Genomic DNA, 13,969 nt, shown 5'->3' with positions numbered 1-13,969 from the left:
ACTGTTATTTTATGGCAATAATCGAGCCAAAATTAAAACATTGAAACCAAGTATTAATGTGGGAGAAACCTGCATCAGCAAGCCGTTTTTTATGAGTTTCAATTGTATCTGTAAGCATCACATTTTCTAGCATATTACGCTTTTGGCTGATTTCCAGTTCACTGTAGCCATTAGCTCGTTTAAAATCATGATGCATATTAAATAGCAGCTCATCGATAGTGGAATCATTAAAGCTAAATTTTTCAGATAGTACCAAAATGCCATTTGGTTTTAACGCATTATAGATATTATTTAAAACACGTTGACGATTTTCCGGGGTTAAAAATTGTAAGGTGAAATTGAGTACAACCATTGATGCATTTTGCATGTTAATATGACAAATATCATCACAAATTACATCTACAGGGGTGTTTGCTTTGTAAGATTCGATGTGTCGTTTACAACGCTCAACCATTGGTAAAGAATTATCAATGGCAATTATTCGACAATTTTCTTGATTGACATTACGACGAATAGAAAGGGTTGCCGCACCTAAAGAGCAACCTAAATCATAGATCATCGAGTTTGGTTGGACAAACCGTTTTGCCAACATTCCGATCATTGAAATAATATTGGAATAACCAGGAACAGAACGTTGAACCATATCCGGAAAAACCTCGGCGACTTTTTCGTCAAAAGTCCAATCCCCTAATTTTTCGATGGGTACGCTGAATAATTGGTCTTTTTTGAGATCCATAAAAGTTAGTGGTACGATAAAAAATAATTCTGTTATTATATCATTTTTTGTATTCAATTGTTCTAATAATTATGGGCTTTATTAATTTTGCTGTTCCTTTTATAGCCATTATTATCTGTATTTTAATAGCTGTGTATTTAGGGAAAAGATGGTTATTTTGGTTTAATTTTCATTTAGCAGGTTATTATAAAATCATCTATTGGGTGGTTGTTGTGACCGCAGGATTATCTCTCGTACTTTCTAGGGTATTTGACGGTACTTTTAATAAACTATCTCTGGTTTTTAATTCTATTTTTGCAGTAGTGCTGTGTAGTATTTTTACACTATTGATTTTTGATGCAATCTATCTGTTTAGTAAAAGAAAATTAAAACCTAATTTATGGCTTAAAATTGTTTATATAAGCGCTGTTTTGTCACTATTTTATTGGGGCCATAAAATGGCAATCAGTCCCAACCCCGTTTATTATCAAGTAAAAATTGACAAACCAGCCCATGTTGAACATTTACGTATTGTGCAGCTTAGCGATATTCATATTAATGAATTAACGTCGACTGAATTTATTCAGCAAATGATTGATAAAGTAAACCAATTAAATGCTGATTTTATTGTCATTACTGGTGATACATTAGATAAACGTTTAGCACCTTTTATTGAACATGGTTTTGATAAGCAATTGCAACAACTAAAGTCAAAATATGGCACTTATGTTATTTTTGGTAACCATGAATATTTAAATACTAGAAAACAAAATAATCGTGAAGAAGATATTATTCATGCTTTTAAACAAGCAAATATGAAAGTTTTGAAGGATGATATTGTCTATCTTGATGATGTGGGTATTACACTAATTGGGCGAGATGATTTTTCTTCAGCTCTTTATGATGTAAAAAGAGCAACATTGGACGAGCTGATGATGTTTGCAAATACAAATACACCTGTTATTTTATTAGATCACCAACCCAAAGATCTTACTGAACCAGAAAAGCTAGGTGTTGATTTAATGATTTCTGGGCATACCCATGCAGGGCAAATATTTCCTATTAATCTTATAGAAAAATTAATGTATAAAAATGCTTATGGTTTGTATCAAAATGAAGAGCATCATTTCACCAGTATAGTCAGTAGTGGATATGGATTTTGGGGACCGCCCATTCGCTTAATGACCCGTTCTGAAATTGTGGTAATTGATGTTGCATTTGAAAAGCACATACAATAAATTAACTTACCTTATCTGAATAGGAATAGGAATTTGACTTTGTCTTATCAACTTATTATTAATGATGATCAATTAGCTGATTATTGTTCTAAAATCGAAAATAGTTCGGCGATTGCGTTAGATACTGAATTTATTCGAACTCAAACCTTTTATCCTCATTTAGGGCTGTTACAAATATTTGATGGAGAACATGCGGCATTAATTGACCCCATAGCAATCAATGATTGGAAGGATTTTCTAATCATTTTAAGCAATCCTAAAATTGAAAAATATTTTCACTCGTGTAGCGAAGACATCGAGGTTTTTCTCCATTATTTCGGAATAGTACCCACTCCTATTATAGATAGCCAAATATTGGCTTCGTTTTTAGATAATCCACTTAGTTGTGGTTATGCTAATTTAGTAAAAAAATATTTAGAGATAGAGCTTGATAAAAGCGAAACTCGAACAGATTGGTTAAAACGCCCATTAACTGAAAGACAATGCGAGTATGCCATAAATGATGTGTTATATCTTTTTCCCCTAATAAACATTTTAAAATCACAATTAAGCGCAAACAATTATTTACAAGCAGCTTATCAAGAGTGCCAAATGGCAGTTATGCGTAAATGTGAAGTTATGGATCCCAAAGATGCTTATTTAAATATTAAAAATAATTGGCAACTAAAAGGTAAAAGTTTAGGTCGATTATATAAATTAGCTAATTGGCGATACAAGCTAGCTAAAGAACAAGATATTGCTTTGAATTTTGTTATACATGAAGAAGTATTATTTAAAGTTGCACGTTATTCACCTACATCATTAGCTGAACTTAATAAGTTAGGCATGAAAGGGAAGGAAATTCGTTTGTATGGACAAACAATTTTAGCTATTTTATCTGAATCAATACCCGACATTCCACCTGTATTTAAGGTGAGTAGTTACCCTAATTATAAGTATATTTCTGATAAATTAAAGGAAGCGGCTAGAGAACTAGCTAAGCAGACTGGACTTAATCCTGATTTATTAATTTCTCGTCGGTTAATTAATCAATACGTAAAATGGCAAACTAATAAAAACGATGATAAGCCTGAAATATTAATAGGCTGGCGAAAAGCTTTATTTGAAAAATATTGTTTTGACATTGATGATGCTTAGTATTTTTATTGATAGCAATTGCCAATCTTAAATATGATTGGCTTTTTTGGGAATACACATCATTTTAAAATGTAGTTTATGCAAGCTCACTTAGCATTGATTCAACAATAAGTGATGATTGTGCAGCTGCTAATTTTAAAAATGATTCAAAATCAACGGCGGACTCATTATCACCATTATCTGAAATAGCTCGAACGACAACAAAAGGGACTTTAGATAACCAACAAACATGACCAATAGCTGCTGCTTCCATTTCAACAGCGATTGCTTCAGGAAAGGTTTGTTTTATTTTTTCCAATGTAGCTTTACCATTGATAAATGCATCGCCGCTACCAATTGATCCTTCAATCGCATTAACACCATGTTTTTTTATACAACTTTGGGCGAGTGATTGATATTTTTGATCTGCCTTAAATGTAACAGGGCAACCCGACATTTGTCCTGGTTTGTAACCAAAAGCTGTTAAATCAACATCATGATAAAAAACATCTTTTGAAACAATAATATCACCAATATTAAGAGTAGCAGATAACCCTCCGGCTGATCCCGTGTTGATAACTGCATCGACTTTATAGTTATTTAATAGTACAGTAGTGCCTGATGCTGCAGCAACTTTACCAATACCCGATTGAAGCAAAACTATGTCACATCCTGAAATTTTTCCAAGATGAAAAACATAACCTAAATGATGTTCAACGTGGTAATGAGTAATTTTACTTTTTAATATGGCTACTTCTTCTTCCATTGCTGCAATAATGGCGATTTTCATAGGATCCTCTTGGCTTATTTGCATAACTTAAATTTAGATGTGCTATCATAATTGCTGGAGATAAACTTGACAATATATGAATTAACGGAGCTATAAAATTGCGAACTATTTTTATTACGGGCTGTTCGAGTGGGATAGGTTTAGTGTCGGCCATTGCCTTAAAAAAACGAGGGTATCGCGTTATTGCGTCATGTCGCAGACTATCTGATCAAAAAAAACTTATTGAGCAAGGTTTTGAAACAGTTTTGCTTGATTTAGATAATCCCGACTCAGTTGACCAAGCAGCTCAGGAAGTTTTAACCTTAACAAATGGTAAATTAGATGCATTATTTAATAATGCAGGTTTTGGTGTGTATGGGCGATTAAATACTATTAGTCGTGAGCAGTTGGAATCACAATTTTCAACTAATTTCTTTGGGATTCATCAATTAACTCAACTGTTACTTCCTGCGATGATTGAACAAAATGAAGGACGAATTATTCAAACAAGTTCAATTGTTGGTATTATCGCTACTCCTGGTCGTGGTGCTTATTCTGCAAGTAAGTATGCATTAGAAGCGTGGTCCGATGTACTAAGATTAGAATTAGCTAATACCAATATCAAAGTTAGTCTGATTGAACCAGGACCATTAAAAACGTATTTTTCAAATAATGTTAATCAAACAGAAAAAGAAAATATTGTAAAAAACCCACCTATTGCCAAACGATTTACGTTACCACCAGAAGCTGTGTTACCTTATTTATTTCATGCGCTTGAAAATAAAACCCCTAAAATACGTTACAGGGTAACAAAAATAACTAAAATTGCTGCCATTGCTAAACGTTTGCTTCCAGATAGATTAATGGATAAAATTTTAAAGAATAAATAACCATATACCTAGGACATAATATGCAAAACCAATTTATTTTTGATGTTAATGAACAAAATATTCAAGAGATTATAGAAAGATCCTCTCAATCCCCTGTATTGTTTTATTTTTGGTCTGCAAGAAGTCCAAATTATGAAGCAATGACAAACGTATTGACAAAATTAGCTAATGAACACCATGGTCAATTTATTTTAGCTAGCCTTAATTGTGATGAAGAACAAATGCTAGCAGCTCAATTTGGTTTAAGAGCAATTCCAACTGTTTATCTTTTTCAAAATGGTCAACCTGTTGATGGTTTTCAAGGCCCACAGTCAGAAGAAACGATCAAAGAATTTTTAATAAAGTTTTTACCTAACGAAAATGAACTAAAACTTATTGAGGCAAAAAACTTATTTAATGAAGCAAAATATGAACAAGCATTACCTTTATTAAGACAAGCTTGGAAAGCGCTTACTGATCATCTTGGGAAACCAAGAACAGATATTGCTTTAATGCTAGCAAAATCACAAATAGAACAAAAACAATTAAGTGAAGCTAAAGATGTGCTTGCAACAATTCCTCTACAAGATCAAGATTCCACTTTTCATGGTTTACAAGCTGAAATCGAGTTACTTGAACAAGCAGCAAATTCACCTGAATTGCAATTATTACAAGCTGAACTAGCTAAGCAACCTGATAATGTTGAACTTATGATTCAGTTATCATCTCAATTAATGCAAGTTGGACGTCATGAAGAGGCATTAGAGTTATTATTTAAACCACTTACCCAAGATCTTAATGTAGGCGAAGGGCAGGTGAAAAAAACATTACTTGATTTGCTAGCTGCTCTCGGCACAAGTAATCCATTAGCAAGCTCATATCGCCGTAAACTTTATACTTTATTGTATTAAAGTTTATTAAATGAAGAGATTCAACAATAAGCTATTGTTGAATCTTTTTTTATTTAGTGTTCAATAATACGAGGGAAGTTTTCATTACTACGCAATGTTAAGACTTCAACTCCATTGTCAGTAACTAAAATAGTATGCTCATATTGAGCGGAAAGCCCATGGTCTTTAGTTTTGACTGTCCAACCATCTTTCATAGTGCGAGTACGCCAATCACCTGTATTTATCATTGGTTCAATCGTAAATGTCATCCCTGGTTTTAAAATGACACCGCCATCATCAGCATCATAATGTAAAACTTGAGGCTCATCATGATATACCTTGCCAATACCGTGTCCACAATATTCACGAACAGATGAAAATCCAAATTTATCGACATATTTTTGGATTGTTTTACCAATTTCTTTTAGACGAATACCTGGTTTTATAATTCTGATCGATTCATATAAGCTTTCTTGCGCTACTTGACACAGCTTTTCACCAACAATTGTCGGTTTACCTGCTATGTACATTCTTGATGTATCACCATGATAACCATCTTTAATCACGGTTACATCAATATTAAGGATGTCACCATCTTTTATTTTTTTATCAAAACTTGGAATGCCATGACAAACCACATCATTAATTGAAATACAGCTTGTATGTTGATAACCGCTATAACCAATATTTGCAGGAATCGCTTTTTGAACATTAACGATATATTCATAGCAGATTTTATCCAGTTCTCCAGTACTAATACCTGGCTTAACATAGGGTTCAATCATTTCTAATACTTCAGCAGCAAGCTTTCCTGCTATGCGCATTTTTTCGATTTCTTCGAGGTTTTTTAACTTAATAGACATTAAATTTTTCCTATAATGTTGATGGCAATATCCTATCATACAGCTGTGTTTCGTCAAATCATAACAGATGATTAACTACACATTTTATCTATATTCTTATAATTTTTTTGTAAAAAGTTTTCTGAAAAACATGTGTTTTAGTATAAAATTCGAAACTATTTATTATATTAGTTCAATTTTATATATAATATATTTATTATAAAAAAGGCCTTAATCATAATGCAATGTCACTTTTATCAACAAAAAAAATGTTCGTCATGTCAATGGATAAATCACCCTTATCAAACACAATTAGAACAGAAACAAACAACTCTGATTCAAAAACTAAGTAAATTTAATCCTATAGAAGTGAAAAAGCCTTTTGCCAGCAAAGAATCTGCTTTTCGTAATAAAGCCAAAATGGCGGTATTAGGTACGGTTGAAAAACCGATATTAGGTGTTCAGAATGGTAATGAGGTAGTTGATCTTTGTGATTGTCCGCTCTATTCAAATAATATGCAAAACATTCTGAAAATAGTGAGAACTTATATCAGAAAACAAGGCTTAGTACCTTATAATATTAATAAGCGAAAAGGCGAGCTGAAGTTTGTTATTATTACAGAAAGCAGTTGCAATGAGATGAGTAGTTTTATGTTGCGCTTTGTTTTAAGATCACACAAATTTGTCGAGAAAATTAAGCGTTCTTTTCATCAATTGCAAGAAAAAATTCAAAGTCTACAAGTCGTTTCAATTAATATTCAGCCTAATCATTCAGCTATTTTAGAAGGAGATGAAGAGATCGAGCTAACTGAGAATTCCTTTTTATCGATAACTTTGAATGGGATTCCATTGTTTATAAAATCTAAAAGTTTCTTTCAAACAAATACCTATGTTGCTAACAATCTTTACAAGACAGCAAGTGACTGGGTCACAAATTTAAATGTGAAATCTATTTGGGATCTATTTTGTGGAGTAGGCGGATTTGGTTTAAGCTGTGTTAGCCATTCTACTAAAAAAAATATTCAACTAACTGGTATTGAAATTAACTCTGATGCAATTGAATGTGCAACCTTATCAGCAGAAAGGCTCGGTTTTAAACAGCTAGTTTTTAAGTCTTTTGATGCAACACAATATGCGATAGCTCAACAAAATGTACCCGATTTAGTTTTATTGAATCCTCCAAGACGAGGGGCGGGAAAGATACTTATACAGTATTTAGAGCAAATGGCTCCTAATTATATTTTATATTCAAGTTGTAACTTATTTTCATTAATTGATGATTTATCATTATTGTCAATTTATCAAATCCAAAAAGTACAGTTATTTGATATGTTTCCACAGACTTCACATATGGAAGTGTTAGTTTTATTACAAAAAAAGTCTAAGTAAGCTAATAATAAAAACAAAAATACTATTTCCTATCTATGAAATAGATATTATTTAAAAGTATAATTAAAATTAGATATTTTGGGGTAAACATAAATAATTACAATTTGTTGAATTGCCTCTTTCACAAAATACTACTAATTTTTATTTTAAACGTTATTAAATTAGCCCATAGTTAATACATAAATTATGTTAATATAAAAAATCAAATAACTTCATTTTAAGGAAGTATAAATATGATTCCAGATGTATCAAAAGCACTTAATTGGTTAGAAAAACACTATACCATTTTACAAGGTATTCAACGTGGTGTAGAACGTGAAACTTTACGCATTTTACCTGATGGATCATTATCGAAAACTTCTTTTCCTTCTAAAATTGGCGCCGCATTAACACACCCATGGATTACCACCGACTTTGCTGAGTCGATGTTAGAGTTTATAACACCTGTTAATACTAATATTGATTATATGTTAACATTTTTACGAGATTTACATCGTTATGCTAGCGTAAATATTGGTGATGAGATGATGTGGCCATTGAGCATGCCATGTTTTGTAGCTAACGAAGATGATATTATTTTAGCGCAATATGGTTCATCAAATGAAGGACTTTTCAAAACGGTTTATCGGGAAGGTTTAAAAAACCGCTATGGTGCAATGATGCAAACGATATCAGGTGTTCATTATAATTTTTCATTGCCGATGGCATTTTGGCAAGCAAGAGATGGTGTAAAAAATTCAGAAGAGGGTAAGGTTGTTATTTCTGAAGGTTACTTTACTTTGATTCGTAACTATTACCGATTTGGTTGGGTTATTCCTTATTTGTTTGGTGCATCGCCATCAATGTGTTCTTCATTTATTCAAGATCCACAAAAAGCCAAAGCCTTTATTGAACAAACAAATGGCAATTGTTATTTGCCTTATGCGACATCCTTAAGATTAAGTGATATTGGGTATACAAATAACGCACAAAAACAGCTAGGCATTACATTTAACCATTTAGATACATATGCTGAAGGATTAAAACGTGCAACACGAACAAAATCAGCTGAATTTACACAATTAGGCATAAAAGTTAATGGCCATTATCGACAATTAAATGATAATATTTTACAAATAGAAAATGAGTTTTATGCACCTATTCGCCCTAAACGAGTGCCAATGGCACAGGAATTACCTTCTGATGCTCTTTTACGAGGTGGGATTGAATATATTGAAGTTCGGGCATTAGATGTTAATCCGTTTTCACCAGTGGGAATCACTGAAGAGCAAGTTCGCTTTATCGACCTATTTTTAATTTGGTGTGCATTAGCACCAGCCCCTGAAATGAGCAGCCAAGAACTAGAGTGTGCTAAATTAAATTGGAATAGAGTTATCATGGAAGGGCGAAAGCCTGGACTTGAAATTGGTATAGGCTGTGACAGCCATCGAGAACCTTTGGCCAAAGTTGGGCATGAGTTATTTAAAGATTTATTACGAGTAGCTGATGTTTTAGATCATAAGGATGATAAACAACAATATCGGAAAGTTTGTGAACGACTAGATTTAATGTTTGATCAACCTGAATTAACTTTATCAGCAAGAACACTGCAAGCAATAAGTGATTTAGGTACTGCAAAATTTGGTTTAGCTTTAGCAAACCAATATAAAAAACAGCTTCTGTCTGAACCTTTATCATTATTAACAGATGGTGATTTTATTCAGCAACGTAATTCATCTATTGAAAAACAAAAAAAGAAAGAGCAGGGCGATACTTTATCTTTTGATGAATACTTAAAACAAAAATTGAACAATAAAAATGTTTAAAAAACGGTGTTATACATTACGATATCAGGCAAGCAACGAGGTTGAGTTGATTTTGCCTAATCACCCAATAACAATAAATAAACCGTTAATCGAACAATCATCATTTTCGATTTTAGTTTGGAATATTTTTAAACAAAAAAGAGTTGATTGTATTGATGTACTTAAACAATATGCGGATAAAGCTAAACTAATTTTATTGCAAGAAGCCCAGACAACGGCTCAATTACTTAATTTTATTTCACATCATAATAAAATTGCAGATCATGTTCCTGCTTATTGTTTGAATGGCATCTATGCTGGCGTAATGACAATCTCTGATTCATTACCGACCTCAATTTTTTCTTTTAAAGAAAAAGAACCATTAATTCGAGTACCTAAATCTGCTTTGATTACTATTTATCCTATTAGTCATTCCAAACAAAAATTATTAGTTGCAAATATTCATTCTGTAAATTTTAGCATTGGTGTAAAAGTTTATAGACAACAAATACATATGCTATTAAATAGAATAAAGGAACACGATGGTCCAGTTATTTTAGCTGGAGACTTTAATGCTTGGAGCAAGCAGAGACTGAATTTATTATACCAACTTGTAAGTTCAATTGAACTTAAACCAGTTAATTTTTCAGTTGATATTGATATTCGAAAAAAATTTATGGGTAGGCCACTTGATTTTGTTTTTTATAGAGGATTACGATTAGATACGGCAGACATTATTAAAACAACAGCATCTGATCATAATCCTTTATTAGTAAAATTTAGATTGGATTTGTATCCACAATATTAATCGTCAAAATATCACCTTCTTGTATACGGGCATTTTTTAAATTATTCCACTGAAGTATATCTGTAATTTTAACTCGATAATTTTGTGCAATAGAATATAAATTATCACCAACTTTAACCTGATAAGTTATTTGCTTTTTACCTGTAGATTTAGTATTCGAGGCTAAAATAGAGTTTGTTTTTTTGTTATTTGTTGAACTATATTTTATTGTTGTAGTTGATTTAACTTCAAACGGCATATTTGTATGTGGTACATCTTGTAAAAGCTCAGTAACTTGGTTTACCACTAGATTTTCTGCTTTTAATTTTTTGAATAAGTCTTGAGCATGGGCATATGGTACTAATAAATGAAACGGACCATTGACTTTTTGTTGAACATATCCCGCATTATATGTTGTTAAATCATTTAAAGATAAACCTGTATATTTGGCAACCTTATCTAATGAGATATTTTTTGACATATCAATTCGAACAAGTGAATTTTCATAATTACAATCAGGTAATTTAATACCGTATTGTTTACTATTTTTAACAATATCAATAATTGCTAAAATTTTAGGTACGTAGTGCATTGTTTCATTTGGCAAATCTAGAGACCAATAATTGGTAGGTAAACCACTTGCCTGATTTTTTTCGATAGCTTTTCTGACTCGCCCTTCACCAGCGTTGTAAGCGGCTAATGTTAATAGCCAGTCACCATTAAAGCGATTATTTAGATTTTGTAATAATGAAATAGCTGAAGTTGTAGATGCGATAAGATCTCGACGTCCATCAAAATAGCTATTTTGTTTAATACCGTATTCTTTTGCTGTAATTGGTACAAATTGCCACAAACCAGCAGCTTGAGCTGGAGAAGTTGCCAATGGGTCATAAGCACTTTCAATTAACGGAATTAAAGCTAATTCAACTGGTAAATCATTTTTTCTTAGTTGATTAATAATATAATAAACATAAGGTTCAGAACGTAATGCAACTGTTTCAAATCCTTGTGGATTACGTAACAAACGTTCTCTTTCAGCTTTAATACGGTTATTTTCTGGAATTTTCACATTGATCTGCGTAAGCATGAATTGCCAAGGATTTTGCGTGACCAAAGTGTGACTAATACCACCACTTTTAATGCTATTAGTAACTACTGATTTTGAGTTAGATTTTTTATAGACATTATTATTATATTGAGGGCCATGATTTTGACATGCGCCCAAAGATAAACATAACACTGTAAATATTAATAACTTTTTCATTAGTTCGTAAATTTTCACTCAAATTAAGTACGATATTATACCTAAAAAATGTCTTTTTGGCTTCTAAAAAAAACAAACAAGTCTAATTCTTTGTTAAATTTAAATTTATTTTGCAATTTTTGTTCATGACATCTTAAAAATAAGTTAATTTGTTTTTCTTTAGACAAAATAGACGGTAATGTTATTTGTTTTTTCGAAATCAAATTTAAATAATCTTTGATATTTTTATCATCGGGCAACATTTGAAGTGCAAATGCTAAATTTGATAAAGTATATTCATGACTTGCACAGATTAAAGTATTTTCAGGTAACTGTTTTAATTGCTTTAGCGAATCTAACATTTGTTGATAAGTACCTTCAAAAACTCTTCCACAACCAGCCGAAAATAAAGTATCGCCAGAAAATAAATAGGGGCTACAATAATAAGCCAAATGACCAAGAGTATGCCCTGGTACAGCGATTACATCAAAACTAAAATCACCAATATCAACTTTATTTTGGTTAATAAGATAATTAATTGGTAAATCGATCTCATTGGGGCCGTAAACATCAATGTTTTGATATTGTGCTTTTAATTCACACACCCCACCTGTGTGATCAATATGGTGATGAGTAAGTAAAATTCCAAGAGGGGATATTCTATGTTTGTTTATATAATTAATGACAGGTTTGGCTTCACCAGGATCAATAATTATGGCTTGATTGGCTGAATTGGTTAAAATCCAAATATAATTATCTTTTAAAACTGGAATGCAATGAAGTTGATACATATTATTTTTTACCATTATTTATGAGTAATTGATTTAAACCAAAACTTTTTATATAAATATAAGTTGCCTAAAAAGCTACTTTTTATTTTATCAATTCAATTATCCTGCATAGATTGTTCAAATACAGTATCTTGCAAAGTAGGCGATTGAGCTTGTGTTTTGGCTATAATGTCGCAACGTTCGTTTTCAATATGGCCAGCATGGCCTTTGACCCAAATCCACTCAATTTTGTGAGTTTGTACTAATTGATCAAGTCTTTTCCATAAATCAACATTTTTTACAGATTGTTTATTAGCGGTCTTCCAACCATTTTTTTTCCAACCATGAATCCAATTGATAATACCATTACGCAAATATTGGCTATCAGAATATAACTCAATTTGGCAAGGTTGCTTTAATTGTTCTAAAGCGGCAATCGCAGCTAATAATTCCATTCGATTATTTGTTGTTTTAAAAAAACCTTCTGATAATATTTTTTCAATTTGTTTATATTTTAATATAGCAGCATAGCCACCAGGACCAGGATTACCAAGACATGAACCGTCTGTATATATTTCGATTTTTTTTAACATATTGTTGATTCTTTGTAACTATTTAAATTTATTAATTATCTCAATTAAACGGCAAGTTAACGGACTTTAATTTATTTACTATATACTCTATAAATTTAGCCAATTGTCTACTACCTAGATTTAGGTAGGTATCAACATTAAAAGGTTTTAGTGCTAGACTATATCATTAAAAATGCGTTTCCCCAATTGTTGATATAAAAAGAGAAGAAAGTGACACATAATTATACACGACAAATCGTTTTAGATACTGAAACAACCGGTATGAATCAAGATGGCAATAACCATTATGAAGGGCATAAGATTATTGAAATTGGCGCGGTTGAAATGGTTAATCGCCGTTTAACAGGCAACCATTTTCATGTTTACATTAATCCAGAACGCTTAATTGATGAGGGAGCATTTAGTGTGCATGGTATCAGTGATGATTTTGTTAAAGATAAGCCAATTTTTAAAAAAATCGCACATGATTTTATTAAATTTATTGATGGTGCTGAATTAATAATTCACAACGCCTCGTTTGATGTGGGGTTTATGGATTATGAATTTCGTCTTTGTGGGCTAGATTTTAAAACAGCCGATCATTGTCTTGTTACTGATACCTTGTCGATGGCAAGACGGTTGTTCCCTGGTAAACGTAATAATTTAGATGCATTATGCGAACGCTATCAGATAGATAATTCTCACCGAACATTGCATGGTGCTTTATTAGATGCTGAAATTTTAGCTGAAGTTTATTTGGCTATGACTGGGGGACAAACAACTTTATCTTTTAATTCCGAAGAAAATAATTTATCTTCATCTGAACCAAATGCAATAAAAAGAGTAGAGCGTAGTGGCGTGCCTTTAAAAGTAATAAAAGCAACGGAATATGAACTTTCTGAACATGAATCTGTTTTAAAAAAAATTGATAAAAAAAGTGGTGGAGCATTGTGGAATTTGAATTAATGATTATTTTGCATTCAGT

13 protein-coding genes and 1 pseudogene are annotated in these 13,969 nt (G+C 31.9%); 8 read left to right on the top strand and 6 right to left on the bottom strand.

Annotation, left to right across the window (positions count from 1 at the left end; translation table 11 throughout):
• Window positions 1-4 precede the first annotated feature (4 nt).
• A pseudogene (gene cmoA / locus GQ596_RS01445) lies at window positions 5-727 on the bottom strand (carboxy-S-adenosyl-L-methionine synthase CmoA); the annotation flags it as partial.
• 80 nt (window positions 728-807) lie between these two features.
• Here cmoA and GQ596_RS01440 point away from each other — a divergent pair.
• Window positions 808-1,953, top strand: coding sequence for a metallophosphoesterase (locus tag GQ596_RS01440; protein ID WP_160399905.1), 1,146 nt, complete (start codon window positions 808-810; stop codon window positions 1,951-1,953).
• A gap of 39 nt (window positions 1,954-1,992) precedes the next feature.
• Complete coding sequence (gene rnd, locus GQ596_RS01435; protein ID WP_160399904.1) at window positions 1,993-3,090, top strand: ribonuclease D; 1,098 nt, start codon at window positions 1,993-1,995, stop codon at window positions 3,088-3,090.
• 76 nt (window positions 3,091-3,166) lie between these two features.
• On the opposite strand, the gene GQ596_RS01430 is transcribed toward rnd, so the two are convergent.
• Entirely contained in the window at window positions 3,167-3,859 is a 693-nt protein-coding gene (locus GQ596_RS01430; protein WP_160399903.1) for a 5'-methylthioadenosine/adenosylhomocysteine nucleosidase, read from the bottom strand.
• A 98-nt stretch (window positions 3,860-3,957) separates the two neighbouring features.
• Between GQ596_RS01430 and GQ596_RS01425 the strand changes: the two genes are divergently transcribed.
• Together GQ596_RS01425 and GQ596_RS01420 are read left to right on the top strand one after the other, a co-directional pair.
• Window positions 3,958-4,728 (top strand): SDR family oxidoreductase, encoded by a 771-nt coding sequence (locus tag GQ596_RS01425; protein ID WP_160399902.1) that lies wholly within the window; start codon window positions 3,958-3,960, stop codon window positions 4,726-4,728.
• A 20-nt stretch (window positions 4,729-4,748) separates the two neighbouring features.
• Entirely contained in the window at window positions 4,749-5,618 is an 870-nt protein-coding gene (locus tag GQ596_RS01420; protein ID WP_160399901.1) for a co-chaperone YbbN, read from the top strand.
• Window positions 5,619-5,671: 53 nt separating this feature from the next.
• On the opposite strand, the gene map is transcribed toward GQ596_RS01420, so the two are convergent.
• Window positions 5,672-6,460 carry a type I methionyl aminopeptidase gene (gene map / locus GQ596_RS01415; RefSeq protein WP_160399900.1) on the bottom strand — a complete coding sequence of 263 codons (789 nt, stop codon included), beginning with the start codon at window positions 6,458-6,460 and terminating at the stop codon, window positions 5,672-5,674.
• 219 nt (window positions 6,461-6,679) lie between these two features.
• On the opposite strand from map, the gene rlmC reads away from it, so the two are divergent.
• The 3 genes from rlmC to GQ596_RS01400 all read left to right on the top strand — a co-directional run bounded on the left by rlmC (window position 6,680) and on the right by GQ596_RS01400 (window position 10,420).
• Window positions 6,680-7,828 carry a 23S rRNA (uracil(747)-C(5))-methyltransferase RlmC gene (gene rlmC, locus GQ596_RS01410; protein ID WP_160399899.1) on the top strand — a complete coding sequence of 383 codons (1,149 nt, stop codon included), beginning with the start codon at window positions 6,680-6,682 and terminating at the stop codon, window positions 7,826-7,828.
• 233 nt (window positions 7,829-8,061) lie between these two features.
• Complete coding sequence (gene gshA, locus GQ596_RS01405; RefSeq protein ID WP_160399898.1) at window positions 8,062-9,633, top strand: glutamate--cysteine ligase; 1,572 nt, start codon at window positions 8,062-8,064, stop codon at window positions 9,631-9,633.
• A complete protein-coding gene (locus GQ596_RS01400; RefSeq protein WP_160399897.1) occupies window positions 9,626-10,420 on the top strand; it encodes an endonuclease/exonuclease/phosphatase family protein in 795 nt (264 codons plus the stop codon). Before gshA ends, GQ596_RS01400 begins: the two co-directional genes overlap by 8 nt.
• Here GQ596_RS01400 and GQ596_RS01395 read toward each other — a convergent pair.
• The 3 genes from GQ596_RS01395 to rnhA all read right to left on the bottom strand — a co-directional run bounded on the left by GQ596_RS01395 (window position 10,392) and on the right by rnhA (window position 13,005).
• Window positions 10,392-11,663, bottom strand: a complete 1,272-nt coding sequence (locus tag GQ596_RS01395) for a transglycosylase SLT domain-containing protein (protein ID WP_160399896.1) — start codon at window positions 11,661-11,663, stop codon at window positions 10,392-10,394. The genes GQ596_RS01400 and GQ596_RS01395 overlap by 29 nt on opposite strands.
• 41 nt (window positions 11,664-11,704) lie before the next feature.
• Window positions 11,705-12,433, bottom strand: coding sequence for a hydroxyacylglutathione hydrolase (gene gloB / locus GQ596_RS01390; RefSeq protein WP_160399895.1), 729 nt, complete (start codon window positions 12,431-12,433; stop codon window positions 11,705-11,707).
• A 95-nt stretch (window positions 12,434-12,528) separates the two neighbouring features.
• Window positions 12,529-13,005, bottom strand: coding sequence for a ribonuclease HI (rnhA, locus tag GQ596_RS01385; protein ID WP_160399894.1), 477 nt, complete (start codon window positions 13,003-13,005; stop codon window positions 12,529-12,531).
• 210 nt (window positions 13,006-13,215) lie between these two features.
• Between rnhA and dnaQ the strand changes: the two genes are divergently transcribed.
• Window positions 13,216-13,950 (top strand): DNA polymerase III subunit epsilon, encoded by a 735-nt coding sequence (gene dnaQ, locus GQ596_RS01380; protein WP_160399893.1) that lies wholly within the window; start codon window positions 13,216-13,218, stop codon window positions 13,948-13,950.
• Window positions 13,951-13,969 lie beyond the last annotated feature (19 nt).

The organism is Gilliamella sp. Pra-s60, from assembly GCF_009795755.1.
Classification (GTDB): Bacteria; Pseudomonadota; Gammaproteobacteria; order Enterobacterales; family Orbaceae; genus Gilliamella.
The sequence above is the reverse complement of the archived record's forward strand: the minus strand, read 5'-3'. Positions and strand labels throughout refer to the sequence as shown.

What these genes read in the sequence shown, in the direction of transcription:
- gloB (WP_160399895.1), bottom strand. Translation starts at nt 12,433, where the DNA reads ATGTATCAACTTCATTGCATTCCAGTTTTAAAAGATAATTATATTTGG.
- gshA (WP_160399898.1), top strand. Translation starts at nt 8,062, where the DNA reads ATGATTCCAGATGTATCAAAAGCACTTAATTGGTTAGAAAAACACTAT.
- rlmC (WP_160399899.1), top strand. Translation starts at nt 6,680, where the DNA reads ATGCAATGTCACTTTTATCAACAAAAAAAATGTTCGTCATGTCAATGG.
- GQ596_RS01395 (WP_160399896.1), bottom strand. Translation starts at nt 11,663, where the DNA reads ATGAAAAAGTTATTAATATTTACAGTGTTATGTTTATCTTTGGGCGCA.
- GQ596_RS01400 (WP_160399897.1), top strand. Translation starts at nt 9,626, where the DNA reads ATGTTTAAAAAACGGTGTTATACATTACGATATCAGGCAAGCAACGAG.
- GQ596_RS01440 (WP_160399905.1), top strand. Translation starts at nt 808, where the DNA reads ATGGGCTTTATTAATTTTGCTGTTCCTTTTATAGCCATTATTATCTGT.
- GQ596_RS01420 (WP_160399901.1), top strand. Translation starts at nt 4,749, where the DNA reads ATGCAAAACCAATTTATTTTTGATGTTAATGAACAAAATATTCAAGAG.
- rnhA (WP_160399894.1), bottom strand. Translation starts at nt 13,005, where the DNA reads ATGTTAAAAAAAATCGAAATATATACAGACGGTTCATGTCTTGGTAAT.
- map (WP_160399900.1), bottom strand. Translation starts at nt 6,460, where the DNA reads ATGTCTATTAAGTTAAAAAACCTCGAAGAAATCGAAAAAATGCGCATA.
- GQ596_RS01430 (WP_160399903.1), bottom strand. Translation starts at nt 3,859, where the DNA reads ATGAAAATCGCCATTATTGCAGCAATGGAAGAAGAAGTAGCCATATTA.